This is a genomic window from Pseudomonas frederiksbergensis, assembly GCF_900105495.1.
Taxonomy (GTDB): domain Bacteria; phylum Pseudomonadota; class Gammaproteobacteria; order Pseudomonadales; family Pseudomonadaceae; genus Aquipseudomonas; species Aquipseudomonas frederiksbergensis.
Map to the genome: position 1 here is coordinate 987,033 of NZ_FNTF01000002.1, position 26,296 is coordinate 1,013,328.

Here is a 26,296-nt window from a genome sequence, read left to right on the forward strand (position 1 = left end):
CTGCTCGCTACCCTACTTAGCCAGTGGCTTGCGGGCAATGATCACCGGTGCTGAATCATCAAATATCCAATACCAAAGGTTGCGATCCCTGCGCCGGAATCGCACAGCAAATCAGCACCTGTCCGTCGTCCGGCACTTCGGCTGGCGGCTGTGGATAATTCACCTGCCCGCTGATCAGCCGGGTCTTGCAGGTCCCGCAGGAACCGCCGCGACAGCTGAATTCCGGGCGCAATCCACGGCTTTCCGCCAACTCCAGCAAACTGCCACCGTCCGGTTGCCAGCGCGCCTCTTTAGCCGAGCGCTGAAACACCACCGGCACCGAGGTGGTAGCAGCGGGCGGTTGCTCGATGACCACCGAGTCGGGGTCCGGCACTCGGCGCAAGGTCGAGGGGCCGAAGGTTTCGGCGTGAATCCTTGCATCACGGATGTGCAGTTCCCGCAGGCCGTCGTACAGCCCTTGGGTAAAACTGCCCGGACCGCATAGGACAAAATCCAGCTGATCGTAGTCCTCCACTTCAAGGAGGGTCTTGAGCAACGCAGTGTCGATCCGCCCTGTCAGGTCAAAATCCTCACCCTCCAAGGCCCCGGCTTCCGGCTGACTCACCAGACGCAACACCCTGACCGCATCCCCTGTGTCCTCGAGCAAACGATCCAGCTCAGGACGAAACACTTGATCGGCCAACGTGCGCGAACTCTGGAAAAACCAGGTCGGCCGGATGCGGCGGGTGCGCAGGCCCTGGTAAACCACCTCGCGCAGCATCGACAGCAACGGCGTGATGCCGACACCGGCCGCCAGAAGCACCAGCGGCCGACGCTCATCAGGTGCCACGGTGAAATGCCCCTGAGGCGCACGGGCCTCCAACAGATCACCGACGCGCACCTGTTCATGCAGGTGCGAAGACACCAAGCCTTCACGCTTCACACTGATGCGGAAAAAATCATCCGACGGCGCACTCGACAGGCTGTACGTGCGGATGTGCACCTCGCCGGCAATGTTGAAGCGCAGCGGCAAATGCTGCCCGGCCTGAAACACTGGCAACCCCGCGCCGTCGGCAGGTTCCAGATAGATCGAGCGGATGTTGTGGCTTTCCTCTTTAATGCGCGCCACCCGCAGCGGCCGCCAACGATCGCCCAAGGCCTGGGCTTGCAGACGGGCGTTGGCCTGCTCCCACGTGCCAGTGAGCAAACTGGTGGGTGACACGCCGTCGAAGCGCCAGCGCAGAGCAAGCGCGGCGGGCCGACGCACAACGCGTTCCACCTCGAATGTCCACAAGCGCTCGGCCCCTTGAAACGCCTCGATCTGCGGCCCTTCAAGAATGACTTCGGTGCGACCGCTGAGGTGCAGCAGGTCTCCCGAATTGAAATCGATAAACAGCAAACCGGCCCGGGGATTGAGCAACAGGTTGCCCAAGGTGTTGAAAAACAGGTTGCCGGCGAAATCCGGAATGGTCAGGCGATTGCCTTCTACCTGTACGAAACCGGCCTGGCCGCCGCGGTGAGAAACGTCCACCGAGCGTTGGCCATCAACGTCGACGTAACTGGCGACAAAGAATGTATCGGCTCCCGCGATCAGGGATTTGGCCGCTTCATCCAGCCCGTTGAGGTGTTGTGCGATGCGAGTCGACGGCTCCGCCAATGGCACCGAGCGAAACTGCCGCAATTGGATGTATTGCGGGCAATTGCCGAAAGACTGCTCAACCGCCACATCGAAGCCGCTCGCCGTCATCGCGCCGACTCGGCCGTTGAGACGATTGCGGCGCCGGGTGTGCAGTTCGATCCCCAGCAGCCCAATCGCTGCGCCCTCCGTTAATTGCGCCGGATCATCAGCCCCCGGCAGGCTGCTAAATTGCAGCGCACCCGGCGTTGGCGAGTGAGCGAAACCCGGTGGCCCTTCAAGAATACTGGCCCAGGGATTACCGTCGGCATCCACCGCGCCGTACAGCATGAACGGCAATTGCTCATAAAACGTGCGGTGCTGATCCGGCATCTCGCGACGAATCACCTTACGACCGAGCACCTCCATTCGCTCGGCAATGCCCACATGAACCTGCAATTGTTTTTCGCCGGCGTGCCAGGGTGAACGATCCACAACGACTTCTCCCCTGCGCCATCGGCGCAGTGTGAACAACCCGACAATGACGGGCCGTAAGCATCAGGCGGTTTTTTGCAGACCGACCAGAGTGCGCGGCATGCCGACAAACCCTGGCAAGGCTTCGATCCGTGCCAGCCAGGCGCGGATGTTCGCGTAGTCCTCCAGCGACACGTTGCCTTCTGGCGCATGGGCGATATAGCTGTAGGCAGAAACGTCGGCAATGGTTGGCTCGGTGCCAGCCAGATAAGGCGTTGCGGCCAGTTCCTGATCGATCACTTTGAGCACGGTGTGGGAATAAGCGATCACTTCTTCAGCGTTGTAAGCCGCCCCAAACACCGTGATCAGCCTCGCCCTGGCGGGGCCAAAGGCAATCGGCCCTGCGGCAATCGACAACCAGCGCTGAACCTTGGCCGCCCCGACCGGATCGGTTGGCAGCCAACGTCCGTCGCCATATTTTTGCGCCAAATAAACCAGAATCGCGTTGGAATCGGCCAGCACCACGCCTTGATCATCGATGACCGGAACCTGGCCAAACGCATTGAGCGCGAGGAAATCCGGCTGTTTGTGCGCGCCCTTGGCCAAGTCGACAAATACCAACTCGGTGGGCAAATGCAGCAGGGACATCATCAGCTCTATGCGGTGAGCGTGGCCGGAACGTGGGAAGTTGTAGAGTTTGATCGCTTGCATGGTCGACTCCGCTGGGTGGTGGCGCTGTTGAACAGTGTTCAGCACCGATGGGGGGCTATCTTCCACCCGCACCCAAAACAACAGAATAACCAGCCAACGCAATCCATTATTTCACCCAGCGAAATAAACCATCAGGCCTGCAAGGACGGATGCTCACGCAGCGCGCTCACCGCAAAATCCACAAAACTGCGAATCCGCGCAGGGGCCTTGCGCCCGCCCTGATAGACCACATGGATAGGCAATGGCGGCAGTTCGAAGTCCGCCAGAACGATTTCCAGCTCACCGGAAGCGACTTTGCTCGCGACCTGATAAGACAGAACCCGGGTCAGCCCCAAGCCCAGGCACGCCGCCGTAATCGCCGCCTGATTGGCCGTCACCACCAGGCGCGGCGTGGGTCGAACAGTCAGCGTCTCTCCCCCTTCGAGGAACGGCCAGGTTCTCGACTGCCCGATAGAGGACGTCGCAACAACCGGCACCTGAGCCAGATCCTGAGGATGTCGAGGTCGACCATGGGCCGTCAGGAACCCCGGCGAGCCGCAAATCACCCGCCGAACCTCACCCACGCGAATCGCATGCTGATTACTGTCGGGCAACTCACCTATACGCACAGCGACATCGATGCCCTCCTCGACCATGCTGACCACTCGATCGACCAGCAACCCATTGATGCTGACTTCAGGAAACTGCGTCAGATAATTCACCATTACAGGCGTGACAAACAGCTCACCGAACAACACCGGCGCAGTAATCGTCAGTTGCCCACGCGGTTGGGTATGACTGCCCGCCGCCGAATCCTCGGCTTCCTGCACCTCGGCGAGAATCCTCCGACAGTCTTCCAGGTAACGCTGACCCGCCTCACTCAAATGCACACTGCGGGTAGTTCGCGTCAGCAGCACCGTGCCGATGCGTTTCTCCAGCGCTGCTACCGCACGGGTGACGCTAGCAGCCGACAGGCCCAAACGCCGCGCCGCCGCCGAGAAGCCTTGGTCTTGGGCGACGGCAGCGAAGACCTGCATTTCCTGGAATCGGTCCATGGGCGTGTCCTCAATTCAGATAAAAAAAATCGCAACCGAAGGCTGCGATTTTTAATGTTTCCATCACCTGTGGATAACTTATTCCACCGTCACCGACTTCGCCAGGTTACGCGGTTGGTCAACGTCGGTGCCTTTCAACACGGCAACGTAATACGAGAGCAACTGCAGCGGAATGGTGTAAAGGATCGGCGACAGGATGTCGTGGATGTGCGGCATTTGCACAACATGAGTGCCTTCGCCATTGGTCATGCCAGCTTGTTCGTCTGCGAAGACAATCAGCTCGCCGCCACGGGCGCGGACTTCCTGGAGGTTGGATTTCAACTTCTCCAGTAGCTCGTTGTTTGGTGCCACGGTGACCACTGGCATGTCGTTATCCACAAGCGCCAACGGGCCGTGTTTCAGCTCGCCGGCCGGATAGGCTTCGGCGTGGATGTAGGAGATTTCCTTGAGCTTGAGCGCCCCTTCCATTGCCACCGGGAATTGCGCACCACGACCGAGGAACAGGGTGTGGTTTTTCTCGGCGAACAGCTCGGCGATTTTTTCGACGGTACCGTCCATGGCCAGGGCTTCGCCGAGGCGGGTTGGCAGGCGACGCAACTCTTCGACCAACGTGGCTTCGATGCCGTTGGCCAACGTGCCGCGAACCTGGCCCAGGGACAAGGTCAGCAACAGCAGACCGACCAATTGAGTGGTGAACGCTTTGGTCGAAGCCACACCGATTTCGCGACCGGCCTGGGTCAGCAAAGTCAGGTCGGATTCACGCACCAATGAGCTGATGCCGACGTTGCAAATCGCCAGGCTCGCGAGATAACCCAACTCTTTGGCGTTACGCAGTGCAGCCAGGGTGTCGGCGGTTTCGCCGGACTGGGAAATGGTCACGAATAACGTGTCGGCCTGTACCACTACCTTGCGGTAGCGGAACTCGCTGGCGACTTCGACCTGGCACGGGATGCCGGCCAGTTCTTCGAGCCAGTAACGAGCAACCATACCGGCGTGGTAGCTGGTACCGCACGCGACAATCTGCACGTTACGCACTTCGGCGAACAGCTCGGCTGCCTGTGGACCGAACGCTTCCACCAGCACTTGATTGTGGCTGATGCGACCTTCCAGGGTGCGCTGCACCACCACCGGTTGCTCATGAATTTCCTTGAGCATGTAGTGGCGGAATTCACCTTTATCAGCGGCTTCGGCGCCATCGCGGTACTGCACCGACTCACGCTCGACCACTTGGCCGCTCACGTCCCAGATCTGCACGCTGTCGCGGCGAATTTCGGCGATATCGCCTTCTTCCAGGTACATGAAGCGATCAGTGACCTGACGCAGGGCCAACTGATCGGAAGCCAGGAAGTTTTCACCCATGCCCAAACCGATGACCAGCGGGCTGCCGCTACGGGCGGCGACCAGACGGTCCGGTTGCCGAGCACTGATCACCGCCAGACCGTAAGCACCGTGCAAATCTTTGACAGTAGCCTTCAGGGCCACGGTGAGATCGGGCAGATCCTTGAGTTTGTGGTGCAACAGGTGAGCAATGACTTCGGTGTCAGTGTCCGAGGTGAACACGTAACCCAAGGCTTTCAGTTGATCGCGCAGGGCGTCGTGGTTCTCGATGATGCCGTTGTGCACCACCGCCAGATCATCGGAAAAATGCGGGTGAGCGTTGCGCTCGCACGGCGCACCGTGGGTGGCCCAGCGGGTGTGGGCAATACCCAGGCGGCCGACCAGCGGCTCTTCAGCCAGCGCCAGTTCCAATTCACTGACCTTGCCCGGTCGCCGCAGGCGCACAAGCTGTTCGTCATTGGTGTAGATCGCCACCCCTGCACTGTCATAGCCACGGTATTCCAGGCGTTTCAAGCCTTCGAGCAGGATGGCGGTAATGTTACGTTCTGCGACTGCGCCGACAATTCCACACATGCTATTTCTCCTGACTGACAGCCGCGAGGATCAAGTTGATTCCGCGGGCCTGTATCTGATCCCGTGCCTCGAACGGCAGGCGATCATCGGTAATAAGGGTATGGACGCTGCTCCAGGGCAGCTCCAGGTTGGGAATCTTGCGGCCGATTTTGTCGGCCTCCACCATGACAACCACTTCCCGGGCGACTTCTGCCATGACCCGGCTCAGCCCAAGCAGTTCGTTGAAGGTGGTGGTGCCGCGAACCAGGTCGATGCCATCGGCACCGATGAACAACTGGTCGAAATCGTATGAGCGTAGTACCTGCTCGGCCACCTGCCCCTGAAAAGACTCGGAGTGCGGGTCCCAAGTGCCGCCGGTCATCAACAGGACCGGCTCATGCTCAAGTTCGCACAAGGCATTAGCGACGTGCAGGGAGTTGGTCATCACGACCAGGCCCGGCTGCTGGCCGAGTTCCGGAATCATCGCCGCCGTGGTGCTGCCGCTGTCGATGATGATCCGCGCATGCTCGCGAATCCGCCCAACGGCGGCGCGAGCGATGGCTTGTTTGTATTTGGATATCGGCTGACCGAGGTCGGCTACGAGTTCTTGAGGCAAGGTGATCGCTCCGCCATAACGGCGCAGCAGCAAACCGTTGCTCTCAAGCGCGGCGAGATCTTTGCGGATCGTGACTTCCGACGTTTCGAAGCGCTTGGCCAGCTCATCCACACTGACTTCGCCCTGCTCATTGAGCAAGGCGAGGATGTTGTGACGGCGTTGAGGTGTATTGCGTTTCGACATGGCTTAAGTTTCGATTCGAAAGATAGCGGAAGCAATCAAAACCTATTGGCGAAACAACGTCAAGCGCGGGGCGATAAAAAGACCTGCGGATAAAAGCATCGCGGGCAAGCCCTCTCCCACAGGTTTTGCGAGATCCATGTGGGAGCGGGCTTGCCCGCGAATTCGATGGTGCTGCCTGTGAATAACTTAAGCAGGTCACAAATATGTGGATAACTCAGCTTTTCTTAATCTTCTCCGGTCTTTTCCAACCATCGATATTCTTCTGCCGTGCACGACCCACGGCCAACTGCAAGTTATCCACATTCTGCGTAATGGTCGAACCCGCCGCCGTGGTCGCACCCGAAGAGATATCCACAGGCGCAACCAACGAGTTGTTGGAACCGATGAACACATCTTCACCCAGCACGGTTTTCCACTTATTGGCACCGTCGTAGTTGCAGGTGATGGTGCCCGCGCCGATGTTGGTACGCGCGCCAATCTCTGCATCGCCCAGATAGGTCAGATGACCGGCCTTGGCACCTTCGCCCAGGTGAGCGTTTTTCAACTCGACAAAGTTACCCACATGGGCACGAGCTTCCAGCACAGTACCTGGACGCAAACGCGCGAACGGGCCGGCGTCGCTGCCTTCACCGAGCACCGCGCCATCGATGTGGCTGTTAGCCTTGATCACCACGCCTTTGCGCAAGGTGCTGTCCTTGATCACGCAGTTCGGGCCGATCACCACGTCATCCTCGATAACGACCTTGCCTTCGAGGATCACGTTGATGTCGATCAGCACGTCGCGGCCGACGGTGATTTCACCGCGTACATCGAAACGAGCAGGATCACGCAGGGTCACGCCCTCAGCCATCAACCGACGACCAGCGCGCAGTTGATAGTGACGCTCAAGCTCGGAAAGCTGCTTGCGGTCGTTGGCGCCCTGCACTTCCATGGCGTCATGCGGTTGCTCGGTGGCCACCACCAGACCGTCACTGACTGCCATCTCGATCACGTCGGTCAGGTAGTACTCGCCCTGAGCGTTGTTGTTCGAAAGACGGCTCATCCAGCCAGCCAATTGCGCGAACGGCAGCGCCAGAATGCCGGTGTTGCCTTCAGTGATCGCACGTTCGGTTTCGTTGGCGTCTTTCTGCTCGACGATGGCTGTCACTTTGCCCTCGGCGTTGCGGACAATGCGGCCATAGCCCGTCGGATCATCCAGTTCTACTGTCAACAAACCCAATTGCTGCGGCGCTACTTGCTTGAGCAGACGTTGCAGGGTCTCGACTTCGATCAATGGCACGTCGCCATAAAGAATCAGGACGGTGTCGGACTCAATGAAAGGCACCGCTTGAGCAACGGCGTGGCCAGTCCCAAGCTGTTTGTCCTGCAGGACGAAATTCAGATCATCAGCCGCCAGACGCTCGCGCACCGCATCGGCGCCATGCCCGATCACCACGTGGATGCGTTGTGGATCAAGTTGCCGGGCGCTGTGGATAACATGGCCTAGCATCGAGTTGCCGGCAATCGGATGCAGCACTTTCGGCAGTGCCGAACGCATGCGAGTGCCTTGACCAGCAGCGAGAATAACGATTTCTAAAGACATGACTGGCTACCAATCCTGGGTGGTCAGCGGCTGCGACCAGGTTTTGAATTCTAAAAAGAAAAAAGGGTAGCCGAGGCTACCCTTTTTAATCAATCGCACAACAAGCGGTGGCCTATTAGTGGCCGAACTTCTTGCGGATCTGCTGGACGGTGCGCAGCTGAGCTGCAGCCTCGGCCAGACGTGCGGCAGCAGAACCGTAATCGAATTCTGCACCTCGTTCATGCAAGGCCTTCTCGGCAGCCTTAACGGCTTCCTGAGCGGAGGCTTCGTCCAGGTCGGCAGCACGTTGCACAGTGTCGGCAAGTACCTTGACCATGTTCGGCTGAACCTCGAGGAAACCGCCGGAGATGTAATACACCTCCTCTTCCCCGCCCTGCTTGATCAGGCGGATAGGACCCGGCTTGAGATTAGTGATCAGCGGCGCGTGACCCAGGGCGATACCAAGATCACCCAGTGCACCGTGCGCAACCACCATCTCGACCAGGCCGGAAAAGATTTCCCCTTCCGCGCTGACGATATCGCAATGGACTGTCATAGCCATCTGATTGCCTCAACCTAAATTAGCGCCCGTTGCCGGGCGCCGGGATTACAGTTTCTTGGCTTTCTCGATCGCTTCTTCGATGCCGCCGACCATGTAGAACGCTTGTTCTGGCAGGTGGTCGTAGTCACCGTTGAGGATGCCTTTGAAGCCAGCAATGGTGTCTTTCAGGGAAACGTATTTACCCGAAGCACCGGTGAAGACTTCAGCCACGAAGAACGGCTGCGACAAGAAACGCTGGATCTTACGAGCACGGTTTACCAACTGCTTGTCGGCTTCCGACAGCTCGTCCATACCCAGGATCGCAATGATGTCCTTCAGTTCCTTGTAACGCTGCAGAACATACTGTACGCCGCGAGCGGTGTCGTAGTGGTCCTGGCCGATTACGTTCGGGTCCAGCTGGCGCGAAGTCGAGTCGAGTGGATCGACCGCTGGGTAGATACCCAGGGAAGCGATGTCACGGGACAGAACGACGGTGGCGTCCAAGTGGGCGAAAGTGGTCGCTGGCGACGGGTCAGTCAAGTCATCCGCAGGTACGTATACCGCTTGGATCGAGGTGATCGAACCGTTTTTGGTCGAAGTGATACGCTCTTGCAGAGTCCCCATCTCTTCGGCCAGGGTCGGCTGGTAACCTACTGCGGAAGGCATACGGCCCAGCAGTGCGGATACTTCAGTACCGGCCAGGGTGTAACGATAGATGTTGTCGACGAACAGCAGAACGTCGTTACCTTCGTCACGGAACTTCTCGGCCATGGTCAGGCCGGTCAGTGCTACGCGCAGACGGTTACCCGGCGGCTCGTTCATCTGACCGTAAACCAGTGCCACTTTGTCCAGAACGTTGGAATCCTTCATCTCGTGGTAGAAGTCGTTACCCTCACGAGTACGCTCACCCACACCGGCGAACACGGAATAACCGCTGTGCTCGATGGCGATGTTACGGATCAGTTCCATCATGTTTACGGTTTTGCCTACACCGGCACCACCGAACAGACCGACTTTACCACCCTTGGCGAACGGGCAAACCAGGTCGATAACCTTGATGCCGGTTTCCAGCAGGTCGTTGCCGCCCGCTTGTTCAGCGAAGGTTGGCGCAGGACGGTGAATGCCCCAGCGCTCTTCGGTGTCGATCGGGCCAGCTTCGTCGATCGGATTGCCCAGTACGTCCATGATCCTGCCCAGGGTCGCTTTACCGACCGGTACGGAGATGGCTGCGCCAGAATCCTTGACTTCCAGACCGCGCTTCAAGCCTTCGGTGGAACCCATCGCAATGGTACGAACCACGCCGTCGCCCAGCTGTTGCTGAACTTCGAGAGTAGTCCCGGCCGCGCTTTGTACCAACAACGCGTTGTAGATGCTCGGTACGCTGTCGCGTGGAAATTCCACGTCGATAACGGCGCCGATGATTTGAACGATACGTCCGCTACTCATAGCTGGATCCTCTGAATATTTGAACCGTTAAACCGCGGCAGCGCCGCCGACGATTTCCGAGATCTCTTGGGTGATCGCAGCCTGACGCGCCTTGTTGTAGACCAGCTGCAAATCGCTGATCAAATCACCGGCGTTGTCGGTAGCGTTCTTCATCGCGATCATCCGCGCAGCTTGTTCAGCCGCGTTGTTCTCGACCACCGCCTGGTAGACCTGCGACTCGACGTAACGGACCATCAAGCCGTCAAGCAGCTCTTTGGCATCCGGTTCGTAGAGATAGTCCCAGTGATGCTTGAGCGATTTATCCGCGGTCGCCTCCAGTGGAATCAACTGCTCCACAGTAGGCTGTTGCGTCATGGTGTTGATGAACTTGTTGGACACCACGGACAGGCGATCAATACGGCCGTCCAGGTAGGCATCCAGCATCACCTTGACGCTGCCAATCAGATCATTGATCGACGGCTCTTCGCCCAGGTGGCTGATAGCTGCAACGACGTTGCCGCCGAAGTTGCGGAAGAAAGCCGCACCCTTGCTACCAACAACACACAGGTCGATCTCGACGCCGTTTTCGCGGTTTACCGCCATGTCCTTGACCAGGGCCTTGAACAGGTTGGTGTTCAAGCCACCACACAGACCACGGTCACTGCTCACTACGACATAACCGACGCGCTTGATTTCACGCTCGATCATGAAGGGGTGGCGATATTCCGGGTTGGCGTTGGCCAAATGACCAATAACCTGGCGGATGCGCTCCGCGTAAGGACGGCTAGCAGCCATGCGCATTTGTGCCTTGCGCATTTTACTGACCGCCACTTTTTCCATGGCGCTGGTAATCTTTTGCGTGCTTTTGATGCTCGCAATCTTACTGCGAATCTCTTTTGCGCCTGCCATGTAACACCTATCAGGTTAGCAAGCGGGAGCCTTGCGGCTCCCGCTGCGGCTTACCAGGTTTGGGTGGCCTTGAACTTCTCGATACCGGCTTTCATGCCAGCGTCGATTTCGTCATTGAAGTCACCCTTCACGTTGATCTTCGCCATCAAATCGGCGTGATCGCGGTTGAAGAAAGCAATCAGCGCTTGTTCGAAGCTGCCGATCTTGGCGATTTCAACGTCAGTCAGGAACCCACGCTCAGCGGCATACAGCGACAGCGCCATGTCAGCGATCGACATTGGTGCGTATTGCTTCTGCTTCATCAGCTCGGTAACGCGCTGACCATGCTCAAGTTGCTTACGGGTCGCTTCGTCCAGGTCAGAAGCGAACTGGGCGAATGCCGCCAGTTCACGGTACTGAGCCAGAGCGGTACGGATACCACCGGAGAGCTTCTTGATGATCTTGGTCTGAGCGGCACCACCCACACGGGATACCGAAACACCGGCGTTCACAGCAGGACGGATCCCGGAGTTGAACATGGCCGATTCCAGGAAGATCTGACCGTCGGTGATGGAAATCACGTTGGTCGGAACGAACGCGGAAACGTCGCCAGCCTGGGTTTCGATGATCGGCAGTGCGGTCAGGGAACCGGTTTTGCCGGTCACTGCGCCGTTGGTGAACTTCTCTACGTACTCTTCCGAAACGCGGGATGCGCGCTCCAGCAGACGGGAGTGGAGATAGAACACGTCGCCTGGGTAAGCTTCACGGCCTGGTGGACGGCGCAGCAGCAGGGAAATCTGGCGGTAAGCCACTGCTTGCTTGGACAGATCGTCATAAACGATCAGTGCGTCTTCACCGCGGTCGCGGAAGAATTCACCCATGGTGCAACCGGAGTACGGTGCCAGGAACTGCAGTGCTGCAGATTCCGAAGCGCTCGCAGCCACGACGATGGTGTTAGCCAGTGCGCCGTTTTCTTCCAGCTTGCGAACCACGTTGGCGATGGTCGATTGTTTCTGACCGATCGCTACGTAGACGCAGAAAATGCCGCTGTTTTTCTGGTTGATGATCGCGTCGATCGCCAGAGCGGTTTTACCGATCTGACGGTCACCGATGATCAGCTCACGCTGGCCACGGCCGACAGGGATCATGGCATCGACAGCCTTGTAGCCAGTCTGTACAGGCTGGTCTACCGACTTACGCCAGATCACGCCTGGAGCAACTTTCTCGACCGCATCGGTCTCGGTGTTGTTCAGCGGACCTTTGCCGTCAACTGGGTTACCCAGTGCGTCGACTACGCGACCCAGCAGTTCCTTACCAACCGGAACTTCGAGGATGCGGCCGGTGCACTTGGCGCTCATGCCTTCAGCCAGAGACTGGTAGGAGCCCAATACAACGGCACCTACGGAGTCTTGCTCCAGGTTGAGAGCCATACCGAAGACGCCGCCCGGAAACTCGATCATCTCGCCGTACATGACGTCGGCCAGACCGTGAATCCGCACGATACCGTCAGATACGCTGACGACAGTGCCTTCGTTACGGGCTTGGGAGGTCACATCGAGCTTGTCGATGCGGCCCTTGATAATTTCACTTATTTCGGAAGGATTGAGTTGCTGCATTGCTCTGCTGCCCCTTCAAACTCAAGATTTCAATGCTTCGGCAAGGTTTGCGAGTTTTCCGCGAACCGAGCCATCGATTACCAGGTCGCCGGCGCGGATGACAATGCCCCCAATAAGGGATTTGTCTTCCTCGACTTGCAGGCGCACTTCCCGGTTGAGTCGTGCACTGAGAACCTTGGCGAGTTTGTCTTGCTGTTCTTGGTTCAATGCAAAAGCACTGGTGACTTCAACGTCTACCGATTTCTCTTGTTCGGCCTTGTACAGGTCAAACAGAGCGGCGATCTCCGGCAACAGCGGGAGACGGTCGTTTTCGGAAACGACGTTAATGAAGTTCTGTACCTTCACATCAAACTTGTCGCCGCACACGTCAATAAACGTGGCGGCCTTGTCTGCGCTCGTCAGTCGCGGGGCCTTGAGCACGCGCTGCATGGTGTCATCTTGCGACACTGCTGCAGCCAGGCCGAGCATGGCTGACCAAGAGGCCAGTTGCTGGTGGGCCTGGGCGTGCTCGAAGGCTGCCTTAGCGTAAGGTCGGGCCAACGTGGTCAATTCTGCCATGATCGCCCTCGCTTAAATTTCAGCAGCCAGTTTGTTTACCAGCTCCGCGTGCGCGTTTTGATCGATTGTGGCACCCAGGATCTTCTCGGCGCCGCCAACGGCCAGAGCACCCAATTGGGCACGCAGCGCGTCTTTGACACTGTTCAGTTCCTGCTCGATCTCGGCCTGAGCCTGAACCTTCACACGGTCAGCGTCGATACGGGCTTTTTCAACAGCCTCTTCAACGATCTGGTTACCGCGTTTCTTGGCTTGCTCAATGATTTCAGCTGCCTGAGCTTTTGCTTCGCGCAGTTGATGACCCGCTTTCTCTTGGGCCAACTCCAGGTCGCGAGCTGCTCGGCTGGCAGCATCCAGTCCATCCGCGATCTTCTTCTGACGTTCGTGCAAAGCCGCGATGACCGGAGGCCACACGAACTTCATGCAAAACAGTACAAAAATGAAGAACGCAACGGACTGGCCAATCAGGGTTGCATTAATGTTCACGCCAACACCTCGCTCGTTCGTTGCACATCACACCAATTACTCGAAGGTTCGAGCAATTAGCCAGCGAGTTGACCAACGAATGGGTTCGCGAAGGTGAAGAACAGAGCGATACCAACACCGATCATGGTTACGGCGTCGAGCAGGCCGGCAACGATGAACATTTTGACTTGCAGCATTGGAACCATCTCTGGCTGACGCGCTGCGCCTTCCAGGAACTTGCCGCCCAACAGGCCGAAACCAATTGCGGTACCCAGTGCGCCCAGGCCGATCAACAGTGCAACAGCGATAGCGGTTAGACCAACTACAGTTTCCATCTTTCCTCCCGACTTTTACGTCGTATGGTTTAGGTTTTTTAGATTTTAAAGCGGTAAAACAAATCGTTTCATAGCCCTGTTCGGGCACCCACTCGTTTGACCGAGTGGGACATCAGACTAGTCGAGACTGGTCTTAATGGTTCTCTTCGTGCGCCATCGACAAGTAAACGATGGTCAGCATCATGAAGATAAACGCCTGCAGGGTGATGATCAGGATGTGGAACACAGCCCACGCCCACTGCAGAACTACGCCCAGGCCGCTAAGCCAGAGCAGACCACTGCCGAACATCACAGCGATCAGAATGAAGACCAGTTCGCCGGCGTACATGTTGCCGAACAGACGCAGTGCCAGAGAGATTGGCTTGGCGATCAGTGTCACGAACTCCAGCAGGAAGTTCACCGGGATCAGCAGGGCTTGAACGAAGATGTTCTTGCTGCCGAAAGGGTGCAGGGTCAGTTCGCCGATGAAGCCGCCGATGCCCTTGACCTTGATGCTGTAGAAAATGATCAACGCGAACACCGACAGGGCCATGCCCAGGGTAGCGTTCGGGTCAGTGGTCGATACGGCACGGAACGGAATGTGCGAATCGCCAGTGATCAGGATGGCCAGCTGAGGAATCCAGTCGACCGGGATCAGGTCGACGGCGTTCATCAGGAAGACCCAGACGAAGATGGTCAGTGCCAACGGTGCAATCACCGGGCTACGGCCATGGAAGCTGTCTTTCACGCTGCCATCGACGAATTCGACCAATACTTCAACGAAGTTCTGCAAAGCACCAGGCTGACCGGAAGTCGCCTTCTTTGCCGCCATGCGGAAAAGAAGAACGAAGATCAGACCCAACGCGACCGACCAGCCGAGAGTATCGACGTGGAAAGCCCAGAAGCCCATTTCCTTGGCTTCTGCTGCGGTGTGGGCAAAACCCCACCCGCCAGTTGGGTGCTGACCGAAGGTCAGGTTCTGCAAGTGGTGCTGGATATAGCCCGAAGCGGTTGTCTCTGCCATGGTTGCCTCAAACGCCCTAAGGTCTCGAAAGTCTTGTTCTCATCAGCAGGGGCGCGAACCAGCTGACCAGTTGGGTCAACACGAAGACGCCGAATACAGCTAGCGGCGCCAATGGCTTCACACCTGCGAACGTCAATGCAAAGAGCACTGCCGTCAAAATCAGTTTGCCCGCCTCGCCGGCATAAAAAGACCGGACGATGGCTTGAGCTGCTCGGGCGCCGGAAAACCGAAATGCCCTGTGAGCGAAATAAACATTGGGTAGCAAGGCTATCAGGCCTCCGCAGAGTCCCGAGTACCCGGCTACGACTCCATGCCAGTACCAAAGCGCCAAAGCGGCCAGTACCAAAACGACAAATTGAGCCAGTAGGACCGGAAAAACTGCCAGGCGATGGAACGGCAAGCGGTTTGGCGTGCGGCTCTCCATCGTTTTTGCTCCCCAATGATCGGCTGCCGGAATTCAATAACTTGGCATAATTTGTGCCGACAAAATGCGCGCAGAGTATAGGGGCGGTTCTGCCCCTATTCAACTGTCAGGTAGTATTTCCGACTGCACGCTACATGAGGAAATGTTTCAGCGAATGTGCGCAAGTACACCTTGAAGCTCGTCGAGGGAGTTGTAACCGATCACCAACTGCCCCTTCCCCTTTTTTCCGTGGCGAATCTGCACCGCAGAGCCTAGGCGCTCAGCCAGACGCTGTTCGAGTCGAGCGATATCCGGGTCCGGCTTTACCGGTTCAGCAGGTTCCTGTTTACCGCTCAACCACTGGCGAACCAGTGCTTCAGTCTGGCGAACGGTCAGCCCCCGTGCGACAACGTGTCGCGCCCCTTCAACCTGTTGATTTTCCGGTAAACCGAGCAAAGCACGGGCATGACCCATTTCCAGGTCGCCGTGGGACAGCATGGTTTTGATGACTTCCGGCAACGCGATCAAGCGTAGCAGGTTGGCCACAGTCACGCGGGATTTGCCCACGGCTTCGGCCACTTGTTGCTGAGTCAGCTGGAATTCCTGCTGCAAACGCTGCAACGCAACCGCTTCTTCGATCGGATTGAGGTCTTCACGCTGGATGTTCTCGATCAGCGCCATGGCGATCGCGGTTTCATCCGGCACATCGCGAACCATCGCCGGGATGGTTTCCTGACCCGCTTGCTGGCTGGCGCGCCAGCGGCGTTCGCCGGCGATGATTTCAAAGCGACCGCTGCCAATCGGACGAACCACGATCGGTTGCATCACACCTTGAGCCTTGATCGACTGTGCCAGTTCTTCCAGCGCCTGAGGATCCATATCCCGTCGCGGCTGATACTTGCCGCGCTGGATCAGGTCCAGGGGCAGGTGCTGCAGCTCACGCTGATCGGCCTGCACCGCTTGTTCTTCCAGCGAGCTGACAGTCGGACCGCTCAGCAGTGCATCCAGTCCACGTCCGAGACCTCGTTTCTTGACGGCCATGGGGATTCCTTAAGTTGCCTGAGCAGCGGCAGTGCGTGAGTTTTTGCGTTGACGACGAACCATCTCGCCCGCCAATGCCAGATAGGCAATGGCGCCCCGGGATGATTTGTCGTACGCCAGCGCCGGCATGCCATAGCTTGGTGCTTCAGCCAGGCGGATGTTGCGCGGAATCACCGTGTCGTAGAGCTGCTCGCCGAAATGTTCCTTGAGCTGCGCCGAAACATCGTTCATCAGGCTCAGGCGCGGGTCATACATGGTCCGCAACAGGCCTTCGACTTTCAGGTTCGGGTTCAGCAACTCGGCGATACGCTTGATGTTATCCACAAGGTCGCTCAAGCCTTCGAGCGCGAAGTACTCGCACTGCATGGGGATAATCACCCCATCAGCGGCGACCAAAGCGTTCAGTGTGAGCATCGACAACGACGGCGGACAGTCGATCAAAATGTAATCGTAGTTTTCACGGATCGGTGCCAACGCACTGCGCAGACGGCTTTCCTTCATCTGCATTTCCAGCAGAACCACTTCGGCCGCGGTCAGGTCGCGGTTGGCCGGCAGCAGTTGGTAACCACCGTGCTCGGAGTAGTGCATGGCCTGGGCCAGATCGCACTCGCCGATCAGCAGGTCGTAGACCGAGTTTTCCAGGCCGTGTTTATCCACACCGCTACCCATGGTGGCGTTGCCCTGTGGATCGAGATCGATCAACAGCACCCGACGCTTGGTAGCGACCAGGGAAGCTGCGAGGTTGATGCAGGTGGTGGTCTTGCCCACACCACCCTTTTGGTTCGCTATCGCGAATACCTTAGCCATTCTTGCTTGTGTTCCCAATCATGCCGTGCGGCGCAGTATCAGCAGATGGCGTTGGCCTTGGCAACCGGGTACGGCCAGGGCGTGTTCGCTATCGAGGTGGAAGTCTGCCGGCAATGCTACCAGCTCATCGGCGGGATGAACGCCCTTCATTGCCAGCCAACGTGTTTCGGTGTCGCCGAGGTGGCGAGTCCAGTTGCTGAAGTTCTCCATGCTGCTGAACGCCCGGGAAATGATCCCGTTGAAGGGCTGAGCAGGTTGAAAAGCTTCGACGCGACTGTGGATAACTTGCAGGTTATCCAGTTTGAGTTCGAGTTTGACCTGTGTCAGGAAGCGGGTTTTCTTGCCGTTGCTGTCCAGGCAAGTCACCTGGGACTCAGGAAACAGGATGGCCAACGGAATACCCGGCATGCCCCCACCGCTGCCAACGTCCAGCCAGCGGCCGTTTTCGACGAACGACATCACGCTCAAACTATCGAGCAAGTGACGGGAAACCATTTCATCCGGATCGCGTACGGCGGTCAGGTTGTAAGCCTTGTTCCATTTTATCAACAGGGCCAGGTAACCCAGCAGCTGAGCATGCTGGGTTTCTGTCAGCGTGACACCAAGCTGGCGAGCACCTGTGGATAACTCTTCTGCGTGTTGCGAGGTGACCAACGAACTCAAGCGCTTTGCTCCAACTGACGGCCCGCGCCGCGTTTTTTCAAATGAATCATCAACAGCGAAATCGCTGCCGGCGTCACACCCGGGATGCGCGACGCCTGGCCCAAAGTCTCTGGACGGGTCGCACCGAGCTTGCTCTGGATCTCTTTGGAGAGACCGGAAATATTCGTGTAATCGATATCCACAGGCAGTTTTGTGTCTTCGCTGGCCCGCAGACGAGCGATTTCATCCTGCTGGCGATCGATGTAGCCGGCGTATTTGGTCTTGATTTCGACCTGCTCGGCGACTTGTGGATCTTCTGCACCGCCACCGGTCACGGCGATCAGACCAGCGTAGTCGATTTCCGGACGGCTCAGCAGGTTGAGCAAGTTGTATTCGTGGGTCAGCGGCGTACCGAACTTCTCGGAAATCGCATCGCCTTGTTCGGTGCCCGGACGAACCCAGGTACTTTTCAGGCGTTGCTCTTCCAGCGTGATGCTTTCGCGTTTGGTGCAGAAAGCAGCCCAACGCGCGTCATCCACCAAGCCCAGTTCGCGACCTTTTTCGGTCAAGCGCAGGTCGGCGTTGTCTTCGCGCAGGATCAGGCGGTATTCGGCGCGGGATGTGAACATCCGATAGGGTTCCTGGGTACCCAGGGTAATCAGGTCGTCGACCAATACGCCGATGTACGCTTCGTCGCGACGCGGACACCAAGCATCTTTGCCCTGAGCCCGCAGTGCGGCGTTGGCCCCGGCCAGCAAACCCTGGGCGCCGGCTTCTTCGTAACCGGTGGTGCCGTTGATTTGCCCGGCGAAGAACAGACCGCCGATGACTTTGGTTTCCAGGTTGTACTTCAGGTCACGCGGGTCAAAGTAATCGTATTCGATGGCGTAACCCGGACGAACGATGTGCGCGTTTTCCATGCCGCGAATCGATTGCACGATCTGCAGTTGCACGTCGAATGGCAGCGATGTGGATATCCCGTTCGGGTACAGCTCGTTAGTCGTCAGGCCTTCCGGTTCGATGAAGACCTGATGGCTGTCCTTGTCGGCAAAGCGATGGATCTTGTCTTCGATCGACGGGCAGTACCGCGGACCGATGCCTTCGATCAACCCGGCATCGGAATACATCGGCGACCGATCCAGGTTGGCGGCAATGATTTCGTGGGTACGGGCGTTGGTGTGGGTAATCCAGCAGCTGACCTGTTTCGGATGCTGCTCTTTGGAACCCATGAACGACATCACCGGGATCGGTGTATCGCCGGCTTGCTCGGTCATCACCGAGAAATCCACCGAACGTCCGTCGATACGCGGCGGCGTACCGGTTTTCAAGCGACCGACGCGCAATGGCAACTCACGCAAACGGTGAGCCAGGGCGATCGACGGTGGATCACCGGCACGGCCACCGGAAAAATTCTGCATTCCGATGTGGATAAGTCCACCGAGGAAGGTGCCAGTGGTCAACACCACGGAATCCGCGAAGAAACGCAGGCCCATTTGGGTGACAACACCGCGCACTTGTTCCTGCTCGACGATCAGGTCGTCGGCAGCCTGTTGAAATATCCACAGGGTCGGCTGGTTTTCGAGAATTTCGCGGACAGCGGCCTTGTACAGAACCCGATCAGCCTGAGCGCGGGTTGCCCGCACGGCCGGGCCTTTGCGGCTGTTCAATACGCGAAATTGAATACCGCCTTTATCGGTAGCCATGGCCATCGCGCCGCCGAGGGCATCGATTTCCTTGACCAGATGGCTTTTGCCGATCCCACCGATAGCGGGGTTGCAACTCATGGCACCGAGGGTTTCCACGTTATGCGTCAGCAACAGGGTTTTTGCACCCATGCGTGCTGAGGCCAGTGCTGCCTCGGTACCGGCATGACCGCCGCCGATGACGATCACTTCAAAACGGGAAGGGAAATCCACCACGCACCTCGTGCCTGCTTCAGTTAGGTAATCCGGAATAGGTTGGTCTCAGGTTTTTGGACCTGGTCGGCAAGTATAGGGACTTCGCCCTTCCTAAAGAACCCTTTGCACAAAATTTAACCAGCTGTGGAGAAGTCGCGGTTATAGAAATTAAAAAGAGAGAAATTTATTAAATCTTTGTTTTTATGTTTATTTCTACTGAGCCACCTTTCTGTGGATAGATCGCTACAAGCCTCTATATTCAATGTGTACAGAGATTCAAAACCCTGTGGTCATGTACCAATGAGGCCCTTGGATAACCGGTTTAAGCCTGTGGATGAAAGGGGTGCTTATCCACAGGGGCGGTTATCTTCAGTTTTGAGGCCCTGTTATCAACTGCCCTTAGTGGCAGTTATTCACAGGGCTTAATCCACAGAAAACTGCTAAATGAGCAAATCCAGGACACGGAAAATCCGCTCAAGCAGAAAGAATCGGCTCGGCACTGGAAGAGAATTCAAGAAAAGGAGGGAACAGACAGGCACGAATGGCCTGTCTGTGGACAACGGAGAGTCTTATTTACCGATACAGAAGCTGGAAAAGATCCGCCCCAGCAGATCATCGGAGCTGAATGCACCGGTGATTTCACCCAAAGCGTGTTGGGCCTGGCGCAAATCCTCGGCCAACAGTTCGCCGGCACCCGCCAGGGTCAGCTGCGCACGGCCGTGCTCAAGGGAAGCACTGGCGTGACGCAACGCTTCAAGGTGACGCCTGCGAGCACTGAAGCTGCTTTCAGAGGTCTGTTCGTAGCCCATGCAGGCCTTGAGGTGGTCCCGCAGCAACTCCAACCCTTCACCTGCAGACCTGGCACTCAGGCTGATGGTGACATGGCCATCCTCGCTGACTTCCAGGGCAATGGCTTCGCCCGTGAGGTCTGCCTTGTTACGGATTAGCGTAACTTTCGCCGGGTCGGGACGGATTTCCAGAAATTCAGGCCATAACGCGAACGGATCAAGAGCCTCAGGAGCGGTGGCATCGACTACCAAAAGGACTCGATCAGCCTCGCCAATCGCTTTCAGCGCCCGTTCGACGCCGATTTTTTCCACCTGGTCATCGGTGTCTCGAAGACCTGCGGTGTCGACCACGTGCAGCGGCATGCCATCGATGTGGATATGTTCACGGAGAATGTCCCGGGTGGTGCCGGCAATCTCGGTCACGATAGCGGCTTCACGACCGGCCAGTGCATTCAACAGGCTGGATTTACCGGCATTTGGCCGCCCGGCGATCACCACGGTCATCCCGTCTCGCAGCAAGGCACCCTGCCCGGCTTCACGCAGCACTGTGGATAATTCGTCGCGCACTTTGTCGAGCATGCTCAGTACGTGGCCATCGGCGAGGAAATCGATTTCTTCTTCCGGGAAGTCGATCGCCGCTTCGACATAGATGCGCAGGCCAATCAGTTGCTCGGTGAGGTTATGCACACGTTCGGAGAATGCACCTTGCAATGAACGCAGGGCATTTCGTGCAGCTTGTGCAGAACTCGCCTCGATCAAGTCGGCGATGGCCTCGGCCTGAGCCAGATCGAGCTTTTCATTGAGGAACGCGCGCTCGCTGAATTCACCCGGCCGGGCCAGACGACAGCCCAGTTCCAGGCAACGCTTGAGCAGCATATCCAGAACGACGGGACCGCCGTGGCCCTGGAGTTCCAGCACATCTTCGCCGGTAAATGAGTTCGGGCCCGGAAAATACAGGGCGATGCCTTGATCCAGCACCTCATCGTTCTCACTGAGGAACGGGCCGTAGTGGGCAAATCTTGGCTTGAGTTCACGACCGCTGAAGGCCTTGGCCGCAACACTTGCCAGCGGCCCGGAAATACGGACGATGCCCACACCGCCGCGACCTTGAGCGGTGGCGACGGCTGCGATGGTTTCACGAGGAACGCTCATAAAGCGGTATCCAGACAAAAGTGACAGATAGCAAAACGCCCCACTAGGGGGCGTTTTGAGTGGTTATCCACAGAGTAAGTTACGCCTCGGCTTTTTTGGTAGCCGCTTCGATCTTACGCGTGATGTACCACTGTTGGGCGATCGACAAAACGTTGTTCACTACCCAATACAGAACAAGACCGGCCGGGAACCACAGGAAGAAGAAGGTGAAGATGATTGGCATCATTTTCATGACCTTCGCCTGCATCGGATCCGGAGGAGTCGGGTTCAACTGCTGCTGGATGAACATGGTTACGCCCATGATGATCGGCAGAATGAAGAACGGATCCTTGATCGACAGGTCAGTAATCCACAGCATGAACGGCGCTTGGCGCATTTCAACGCTTTCCAGCAGAACCCAGTACAGCGAAAGGAAAACCGGCATCTGCACGAGGATTGGCAAGCAACCACCCAGCGGATTGATCTTTTCTTTCTTGTACAGCTCCATCATGGATTGCGACATTTTCTGCCGGTCGTCGCCATGTTGCTCTTTCAGCGCGGCCAGTTTCGGTGCCACTGCACGCATGCGCGCCATGGATTTGTAACTGGCAGCCGACAGCGGGAAGAAAATCCCTTTGATCAGCATGGTCAGGAAGATGATCGACCAGCCCCAGTTACCGACGATTGCGTGGATGTGTCCCAGCAACCAGAAGATGGGTTGGGCGATGAACCAAAGAATGCCGTAATCGACGGTCAGTTCCAGACCTGGGGACAACTCTTTCAGCACAGCCTGGCTTTTCGGACCCGCGTACAGAACAGCACTGGTTTCGGCTTTTGCACCTGGCGCAACGCTCATTGCCGGGCCGGTATAACCGATGATGTAGTTGCCCTTGCTGTCTTTACGGGTCTGGACGATGTTGTTTTCGCCCTTGGCCGGAATCCATGCGGTCACGAAGTAGTGCTGCAACCAGGCAACCCAACCACCGGTGACGGTTTCCTTGAGCTGAGCCTTGTCCATGTCGCTCATCGACACTTTCTTGTACGGCTCGTTACTTGTCCACAGGGCAGCACCGAGGTAAGTCGCGGTACCGGTGGCGGTGGTCGAGGAAGGATCGCCGCTGGCGTCACGCTTGAGTTGCGCGAACATCGCACCAGACCAGGGCTGCGCACTCTGGTTGTCGATCAGGTAGGAAACGGTTACGTCGTACAGGCCACGTTTCACGGTGAAACGCTTGATGTAGTTGACGCCGTCCTTGCTGAACTTCAGGTCTGCGACCAATTGGTCCTGACCGTCAGCCAGTTGATAAATCTTCTTCTCCGAGGAGTAAACCGGGCGACCGGCAGGACTGGCGTCCGGACCGTTGGTGCCGATCAAACCGCTTTGAGCCAGATAAGTCCGCTCGTTGCCGTTATCGAACAACTGGAATGGAATTTCCGGATGGTCCTGGCGACGTGGATACAGCGGCAGCGTCAACTGCGCAACATCACCACCTTGTGGATCGATTGCCAGGTTGAGCACATCCGTTTTGATCTGGATGAGGTCTTTGCTTGCAGCTACTGGTGTTTCAGCAGGTGCAGTTGCACTGGTATCGCTTGGGGCGCGGGGAATGTCGTCACTGACAGAAGCATTATTGCCAGTCGCCGTATCCGGTAGGCCCGGTGCGGTAGTACTGGAAGCAACATTCTGAGTCGGCAGGGCAGCCTGGCCATAGTCCTGGTTCCATTTAAGAACCATAACGTAGGACACGATTGCCAGGGCGACGATCAGGATCGTGCGTTTGATATCCATGATTACTCGGCCATCGAAGAAGAACGGGAGGTAGGGATAGATGGAACCGGGTCATAACCACCGGGATTCCACGGATGACAGCGACCTAAACGACGAAAGGCCAGCCAGCCACCGCGCAGAAGACCATGATTTTCTATGGCTTCATACGCGTAGCAGGAACAACTGGGGTAGAAACGACAGTGACTGGCCATCAGAGGACTAATGGCATAGCGATAAAACTGGATCGGAACGAGTGCCAGTTTACGCATCGGGACTGTCTACCCCTACAGTTTCGGTTTTGACTGCTGGTACCGGCGTGCTGCGTGCCAGACGCTTCCAGAGTTTGCCGAAATGCTGAATCAATTCGGGGTTTTCTACGTCACCCAAACCTTTGCGCGCGACGATAACGATGTCCCAGCCGGCCAGTGAGTCCTGGTTCAGACGGAACGATTCGCGCATCAGACGTTTGAGGCGATTGCGCTCGACGGAGAGCTTTACGCTCTTTTTCCCGATAACCAACCCGAGACGGGGGTGATCAAGATCGTTGTTGCGCGCAAGGAGCAGGAGATTTTTCCCCGGAACCTTGCCGGTAGGGGAGTCAAAGACGGCCTTGAAATGCCGGGGAGTAAGCAGACGCTTTTCCCGACTGAAGTCCTGACTCACCTCCAGTGCCGGATTATCAAACTGCCAGACGCGCACGACCTTTGGCGCGACGACGCGACAGGACGGCACGACCGTTCTTGGTAGCCATGCGAGCACGGAAACCGTGGGTACGAGCGCGTTTGATAGTGCTTGGTTGGAAAGTACGTTTCATTGTCGTGTTACCTGGTTCGTCCACAACGGGCCGGAATGGCCCCCGTTTTAAGAGACCGGGGATTCTAGAGAAAGCAAGCCTCTAGGTCAATTTCCAACCAGCGTTTCCTTATAAATAGATCTCCAGGCGTTTTTCCTGCCGAGCGCCTTGGCTAGATATAGAAATTAAGAAGGAAAGTATTTAAAGCTTTTCTGTAAAGCTTATAAAAGCTAGGGGCGCGATCATCTGTGGATAACTGCCATTAGCCCTTTAAAGCCGTGATGTACAGAGAATGACAACTACGGTGGAAAACAGTGGTAACCCTGTGCTGCACTGTCGGATAAGCTGTGTGTGAAAGAGGTACTTATCCACAAGGCGGTTATCCACCGAGTTTCCCCCCCAGTTGTGCAACGACCTTAGACCCGGTTATCCACAGAGCTTATGCACAGACCGCTGGTCGTCTTTTTTTCATATAAATCACCGATTCTTCCTAGGAGGTGAACAACCTTCGTGTGGATAAGTCGGGGCCTGGTCGGCTACAATGGCCGCTTGTTTTTGCCTCACCGGCTTTCAACTTAGGGGATATCCGTGTCAGTGGAACTTTGGCAGCAGTGCGTGGAGCTTTTGCGCGATGAGCTGCCTGCCCAACAATTCAACACTTGGATCCGTCCACTACAGGTCGAAGCCGAAGGCGACGAGTTGCGTGTCTACGCACCGAATCGTTTTGTTCTCGACTGGGTCAACGAAAAGTATCTGGGCCGCGTTCTTGAGCTTCTGGATGAGCATGGCAATGGCCTGGCGCCGGCGCTGTCCTTATTAATAGGTAGCAAACGCAGTTCGGCACCACGTGCCGCCCCGAATGCTCCGCTGGCCGCCGCTGCTTCGCAGGCGCAAGCCGCTCAAGCACCTGTCAGCGCCCCGGCGCCATCCCAGGCCGCTCCGACCAAGCGTGCGACACAAAAAGTTGCCGAGGTTAATGAAGAGCCATCGCGCGACAGCTTCGACCCGATGGCCGGGGCCAGTTCGCAACAAGCTCCTATTCGTGCCGAACAGCGTACGGTGCAAGTCGAAGGCGCGCTCAAGCACACCAGTTACCTGAACCGCACCTTCACTTTCGAAAACTTCGTCGAGGGCAAGTCCAACCAACTGGCCCGGGCTGCGGCCTGGCAAGTGGCGGACAATCCAAAGCACGGTTACAACCCGCTCTTCCTTTATGGTGGCGTCGGCTTGGGTAAAACCCACTTGATGCACGCTGTGGGTAACCACCTGTTAAAGAAGAATCCGAATGCCAAGGTTGTGTACCTGCATTCCGAGCGTTTCGTGGCCGACATGGTCAAGGCCTTGCAGCTGAACGCCATCAACGAGTTCAAGCGCTTCTACCGTTCGGTGGATGCGTTGCTGATCGATGACATTCAGTTCTTCGCCCGCAAGGAACGTTCCCAGGAAGAGTTTTTCCACACCTTCAACGCACTGCTTGAAGGTGGCCAGCAGGTCATTCTTACCAGTGACCGCTACCCGAAAGAAATCGAAGGCCTTGAAGAGCGCCTCAAATCCCGCTTCGGCTGGGGCCTGACGGTAGCCGTCGAGCCGCCGGAACTGGAAACCCGCGTGGCGATCCTGATGAAAAAGGCCGACCAGGCCAAAGTCGATCTGCCCCATGACGCGGCGTTCTTTATTGCCCAGCGTATTCGTTCCAACGTCCGTGAGCTGGAAGGCGCGCTCAAACGCGTGATCGCCCACTCGCACTTCATGGGCCGCGATATCACCATCGAGTTGATTCGCGAATCCCTGAAAGATCTGTTGGCACTGCAAGACAAATTGGTCTCTGTGGATAACATTCAGCGCACCGTCGCCGAGTACTACAAGATCAAGATCTCCGACTTGTTGTCCAAACGTCGTTCGCGTTCGGTCGCTCGTCCGCGTCAGGTCGCCATGGCGTTGTCCAAAGAACTGACCAACCACAGCTTGCCGGAAATCGGCGATGTGTTTGGCGGCCGGGACCACACGACTGTTTTGCACGCCTGCCGCAAGATCAATGAACTTAAGGAATCCGACGCGGACATCCGCGAGGACTACAAGAACCTGCTGCGTACACTGACCACTTGATGAACACCAGCGCAGCTTATTAAGGCAA

The 26,296-nt window shown here is 57.1% G+C and carries 25 protein-coding genes; 1 reads left to right on the forward strand and 24 read right to left on the reverse strand.

The annotated features are described in order from the left end of the window. Nucleotides 1-58 precede the first annotated feature (58 nt). From BLW70_RS05160 to rpmH, 24 genes are all read right to left on the reverse strand, one after another. On the reverse strand, nt 59-2,089 hold the full coding sequence (locus tag BLW70_RS05160) for a pyridoxamine 5'-phosphate oxidase family protein (protein WP_074872193.1): 2,031 nt from the start codon (nt 2,087-2,089) through the stop codon (nt 59-61). A gap of 63 nt (nt 2,090-2,152) precedes the next feature. Then, on the reverse strand, nt 2,153-2,779 hold the full coding sequence (locus BLW70_RS05165; RefSeq protein WP_074872195.1) for a glutathione S-transferase family protein: 627 nt from the start codon (nt 2,777-2,779) through the stop codon (nt 2,153-2,155). A gap of 131 nt (nt 2,780-2,910) precedes the next feature. Next, complete coding sequence (locus BLW70_RS05170; protein WP_074872197.1) at nt 2,911-3,813, reverse strand: LysR family transcriptional regulator; 903 nt, start codon at nt 3,811-3,813, stop codon at nt 2,911-2,913. Between the two features lie 78 nt (nt 3,814-3,891). Beyond that, entirely contained in the window at nt 3,892-5,724 is a 1,833-nt protein-coding gene (gene glmS / locus BLW70_RS05175) for a glutamine--fructose-6-phosphate transaminase (isomerizing) (protein WP_074872199.1), read from the reverse strand. A 1-nt stretch (nt 5,725) separates the two neighbouring features. Beyond that, nucleotides 5,726-6,502 carry a DeoR/GlpR family DNA-binding transcription regulator gene (locus BLW70_RS05180; RefSeq protein ID WP_074872200.1) on the reverse strand — a complete coding sequence of 259 codons (777 nt, stop codon included), beginning with the start codon at nt 6,500-6,502 and terminating at the stop codon, nt 5,726-5,728. A 214-nt stretch (nt 6,503-6,716) separates the two neighbouring features. Beyond that, nucleotides 6,717-8,084, reverse strand: coding sequence for a bifunctional UDP-N-acetylglucosamine diphosphorylase/glucosamine-1-phosphate N-acetyltransferase GlmU (gene glmU / locus BLW70_RS05185; RefSeq protein WP_074872202.1), 1,368 nt, complete (start codon nt 8,082-8,084; stop codon nt 6,717-6,719). A gap of 115 nt (nt 8,085-8,199) precedes the next feature. Next, nucleotides 8,200-8,625, reverse strand: a complete 426-nt coding sequence (locus tag BLW70_RS05190) for a F0F1 ATP synthase subunit epsilon (RefSeq protein WP_010465460.1) — start codon at nt 8,623-8,625, stop codon at nt 8,200-8,202. A 45-nt stretch (nt 8,626-8,670) separates the two neighbouring features. After that, nucleotides 8,671-10,050, reverse strand: coding sequence for a F0F1 ATP synthase subunit beta (gene atpD / locus BLW70_RS05195; RefSeq protein WP_033059678.1), 1,380 nt, complete (start codon nt 10,048-10,050; stop codon nt 8,671-8,673). Nucleotides 10,051-10,077: 27 nt separating this feature from the next. Continuing rightward, nucleotides 10,078-10,938 carry a F0F1 ATP synthase subunit gamma gene (atpG, locus tag BLW70_RS05200; RefSeq protein ID WP_074872204.1) on the reverse strand — a complete coding sequence of 287 codons (861 nt, stop codon included), beginning with the start codon at nt 10,936-10,938 and terminating at the stop codon, nt 10,078-10,080. Between the two features lie 50 nt (nt 10,939-10,988). Beyond that, nucleotides 10,989-12,533 carry a F0F1 ATP synthase subunit alpha gene (atpA, locus tag BLW70_RS05205; protein WP_008155713.1) on the reverse strand — a complete coding sequence of 515 codons (1,545 nt, stop codon included), beginning with the start codon at nt 12,531-12,533 and terminating at the stop codon, nt 10,989-10,991. A gap of 21 nt (nt 12,534-12,554) precedes the next feature. Further along, nucleotides 12,555-13,091: a F0F1 ATP synthase subunit delta gene (locus BLW70_RS05210; protein ID WP_074872206.1), complete on the reverse strand. Its 537-nt coding sequence runs from the start codon at nt 13,089-13,091 to the stop codon at nt 12,555-12,557. A gap of 12 nt (nt 13,092-13,103) precedes the next feature. Then, the gene (locus BLW70_RS05215; protein ID WP_008155711.1) at nt 13,104-13,574 is read right to left on the reverse strand and encodes a F0F1 ATP synthase subunit B; all 471 of its coding nucleotides are present in this window, start codon (nt 13,572-13,574) and stop codon (nt 13,104-13,106) included. Between the two features lie 56 nt (nt 13,575-13,630). Then, nucleotides 13,631-13,888, reverse strand: a complete 258-nt coding sequence (atpE, locus tag BLW70_RS05220) for a F0F1 ATP synthase subunit C (RefSeq protein ID WP_002555987.1) — start codon at nt 13,886-13,888, stop codon at nt 13,631-13,633. A gap of 133 nt (nt 13,889-14,021) precedes the next feature. After that, nucleotides 14,022-14,891: a F0F1 ATP synthase subunit A gene (gene atpB, locus BLW70_RS05225; RefSeq protein WP_074872208.1), complete on the reverse strand. Its 870-nt coding sequence runs from the start codon at nt 14,889-14,891 to the stop codon at nt 14,022-14,024. A gap of 16 nt (nt 14,892-14,907) precedes the next feature. Beyond that, nucleotides 14,908-15,315: a F0F1 ATP synthase subunit I gene (locus BLW70_RS05230; RefSeq protein WP_007948092.1), complete on the reverse strand. Its 408-nt coding sequence runs from the start codon at nt 15,313-15,315 to the stop codon at nt 14,908-14,910. A gap of 147 nt (nt 15,316-15,462) precedes the next feature. Next, complete coding sequence (locus tag BLW70_RS05235) at nt 15,463-16,335, reverse strand: ParB/RepB/Spo0J family partition protein (RefSeq protein ID WP_008027541.1); 873 nt, start codon at nt 16,333-16,335, stop codon at nt 15,463-15,465. Between the two features lie 9 nt (nt 16,336-16,344). Next, complete coding sequence (locus BLW70_RS05240; protein ID WP_008155709.1) at nt 16,345-17,142, reverse strand: ParA family protein; 798 nt, start codon at nt 17,140-17,142, stop codon at nt 16,345-16,347. 18 nt (nt 17,143-17,160) lie between these two features. Further along, nucleotides 17,161-17,805, reverse strand: coding sequence for a 16S rRNA (guanine(527)-N(7))-methyltransferase RsmG (rsmG, locus tag BLW70_RS05245; protein WP_008155708.1), 645 nt, complete (start codon nt 17,803-17,805; stop codon nt 17,161-17,163). Next, nucleotides 17,802-19,700: a tRNA uridine-5-carboxymethylaminomethyl(34) synthesis enzyme MnmG gene (mnmG, locus tag BLW70_RS05250; RefSeq protein ID WP_074872209.1), complete on the reverse strand. Its 1,899-nt coding sequence runs from the start codon at nt 19,698-19,700 to the stop codon at nt 17,802-17,804. The genes rsmG and mnmG overlap by 4 nt, the downstream gene beginning before the upstream one ends. Before the next feature lie 551 nt (nt 19,701-20,251). Then, nucleotides 20,252-21,622: a tRNA uridine-5-carboxymethylaminomethyl(34) synthesis GTPase MnmE gene (gene mnmE, locus BLW70_RS05255; protein ID WP_074872211.1), complete on the reverse strand. Its 1,371-nt coding sequence runs from the start codon at nt 21,620-21,622 to the stop codon at nt 20,252-20,254. 79 nt (nt 21,623-21,701) lie between these two features. Continuing rightward, a complete protein-coding gene (gene yidC, locus BLW70_RS05260) occupies nt 21,702-23,390 on the reverse strand; it encodes a membrane protein insertase YidC (RefSeq protein WP_074872213.1) in 1,689 nt (562 codons plus the stop codon). 2 nt (nt 23,391-23,392) lie between these two features. Continuing rightward, nucleotides 23,393-23,638 (reverse strand): membrane protein insertion efficiency factor YidD, encoded by a 246-nt coding sequence (yidD, locus tag BLW70_RS05265; protein ID WP_074872215.1) that lies wholly within the window; start codon nt 23,636-23,638, stop codon nt 23,393-23,395. Continuing rightward, nucleotides 23,631-24,032, reverse strand: coding sequence for a ribonuclease P protein component (gene rnpA, locus BLW70_RS05270; RefSeq protein WP_031319201.1), 402 nt, complete (start codon nt 24,030-24,032; stop codon nt 23,631-23,633). The genes yidD and rnpA overlap by 8 nt, the downstream gene beginning before the upstream one ends. Nucleotides 24,033-24,048: 16 nt before the next feature. Beyond that, nucleotides 24,049-24,183, reverse strand: a complete 135-nt coding sequence (gene rpmH, locus BLW70_RS05275) for a 50S ribosomal protein L34 (RefSeq protein ID WP_003213577.1) — start codon at nt 24,181-24,183, stop codon at nt 24,049-24,051. A 567-nt stretch (nt 24,184-24,750) separates the two neighbouring features. Between rpmH and dnaA the strand changes: the two genes are divergently transcribed. Next, nucleotides 24,751-26,268 carry a chromosomal replication initiator protein DnaA gene (dnaA, locus tag BLW70_RS05280; RefSeq protein ID WP_074872217.1) on the forward strand — a complete coding sequence of 506 codons (1,518 nt, stop codon included), beginning with the start codon at nt 24,751-24,753 and terminating at the stop codon, nt 26,266-26,268. Nucleotides 26,269-26,296: the final 28 nt, after the last annotated feature.

Coding starts and splice junctions, on each gene's coding strand:
- BLW70_RS05235 (WP_008027541.1), bottom strand. CDS start 16,335: ATGGCCGTCAAGAAACGAGGTCTCGGACGTGGACTGGATGCACTGCTG.
- mnmE (WP_074872211.1), bottom strand. CDS start 21,622: ATGAGCGTTCCTCGTGAAACCATCGCAGCCGTCGCCACCGCTCAAGGT.
- glmS (WP_074872199.1), bottom strand. CDS start 5,724: ATGTGTGGAATTGTCGGCGCAGTCGCAGAACGTAACATTACCGCCATC.
- rpmH (WP_003213577.1), bottom strand. CDS start 24,183: ATGAAACGTACTTTCCAACCAAGCACTATCAAACGCGCTCGTACCCAC.
- BLW70_RS05240 (WP_008155709.1), bottom strand. CDS start 17,142: ATGGCTAAGGTATTCGCGATAGCGAACCAAAAGGGTGGTGTGGGCAAG.
- BLW70_RS05230 (WP_007948092.1), bottom strand. CDS start 15,315: ATGGAGAGCCGCACGCCAAACCGCTTGCCGTTCCATCGCCTGGCAGTT.
- atpG (WP_074872204.1), bottom strand. CDS start 10,938: ATGGCAGGCGCAAAAGAGATTCGCAGTAAGATTGCGAGCATCAAAAGC.
- BLW70_RS05170 (WP_074872197.1), bottom strand. CDS start 3,813: ATGGACCGATTCCAGGAAATGCAGGTCTTCGCTGCCGTCGCCCAAGAC.
- glmU (WP_074872202.1), bottom strand. CDS start 8,084: ATGTCTTTAGAAATCGTTATTCTCGCTGCTGGTCAAGGCACTCGCATG.
- atpA (WP_008155713.1), bottom strand. CDS start 12,533: ATGCAGCAACTCAATCCTTCCGAAATAAGTGAAATTATCAAGGGCCGC.
- yidC (WP_074872213.1), bottom strand. CDS start 23,390: ATGGATATCAAACGCACGATCCTGATCGTCGCCCTGGCAATCGTGTCC.
- BLW70_RS05190 (WP_010465460.1), bottom strand. CDS start 8,625: ATGGCTATGACAGTCCATTGCGATATCGTCAGCGCGGAAGGGGAAATC.
- BLW70_RS05180 (WP_074872200.1), bottom strand. CDS start 6,502: ATGTCGAAACGCAATACACCTCAACGCCGTCACAACATCCTCGCCTTG.
- atpD (WP_033059678.1), bottom strand. CDS start 10,050: ATGAGTAGCGGACGTATCGTTCAAATCATCGGCGCCGTTATCGACGTG.
- yidD (WP_074872215.1), bottom strand. CDS start 23,638: ATGCGTAAACTGGCACTCGTTCCGATCCAGTTTTATCGCTATGCCATT.
- BLW70_RS05165 (WP_074872195.1), bottom strand. CDS start 2,779: ATGCAAGCGATCAAACTCTACAACTTCCCACGTTCCGGCCACGCTCAC.
- atpB (WP_074872208.1), bottom strand. CDS start 14,891: ATGGCAGAGACAACCGCTTCGGGCTATATCCAGCACCACTTGCAGAAC.
- atpE (WP_002555987.1), bottom strand. CDS start 13,888: ATGGAAACTGTAGTTGGTCTAACCGCTATCGCTGTTGCACTGTTGATC.
- BLW70_RS05210 (WP_074872206.1), bottom strand. CDS start 13,091: ATGGCAGAATTGACCACGTTGGCCCGACCTTACGCTAAGGCAGCCTTC.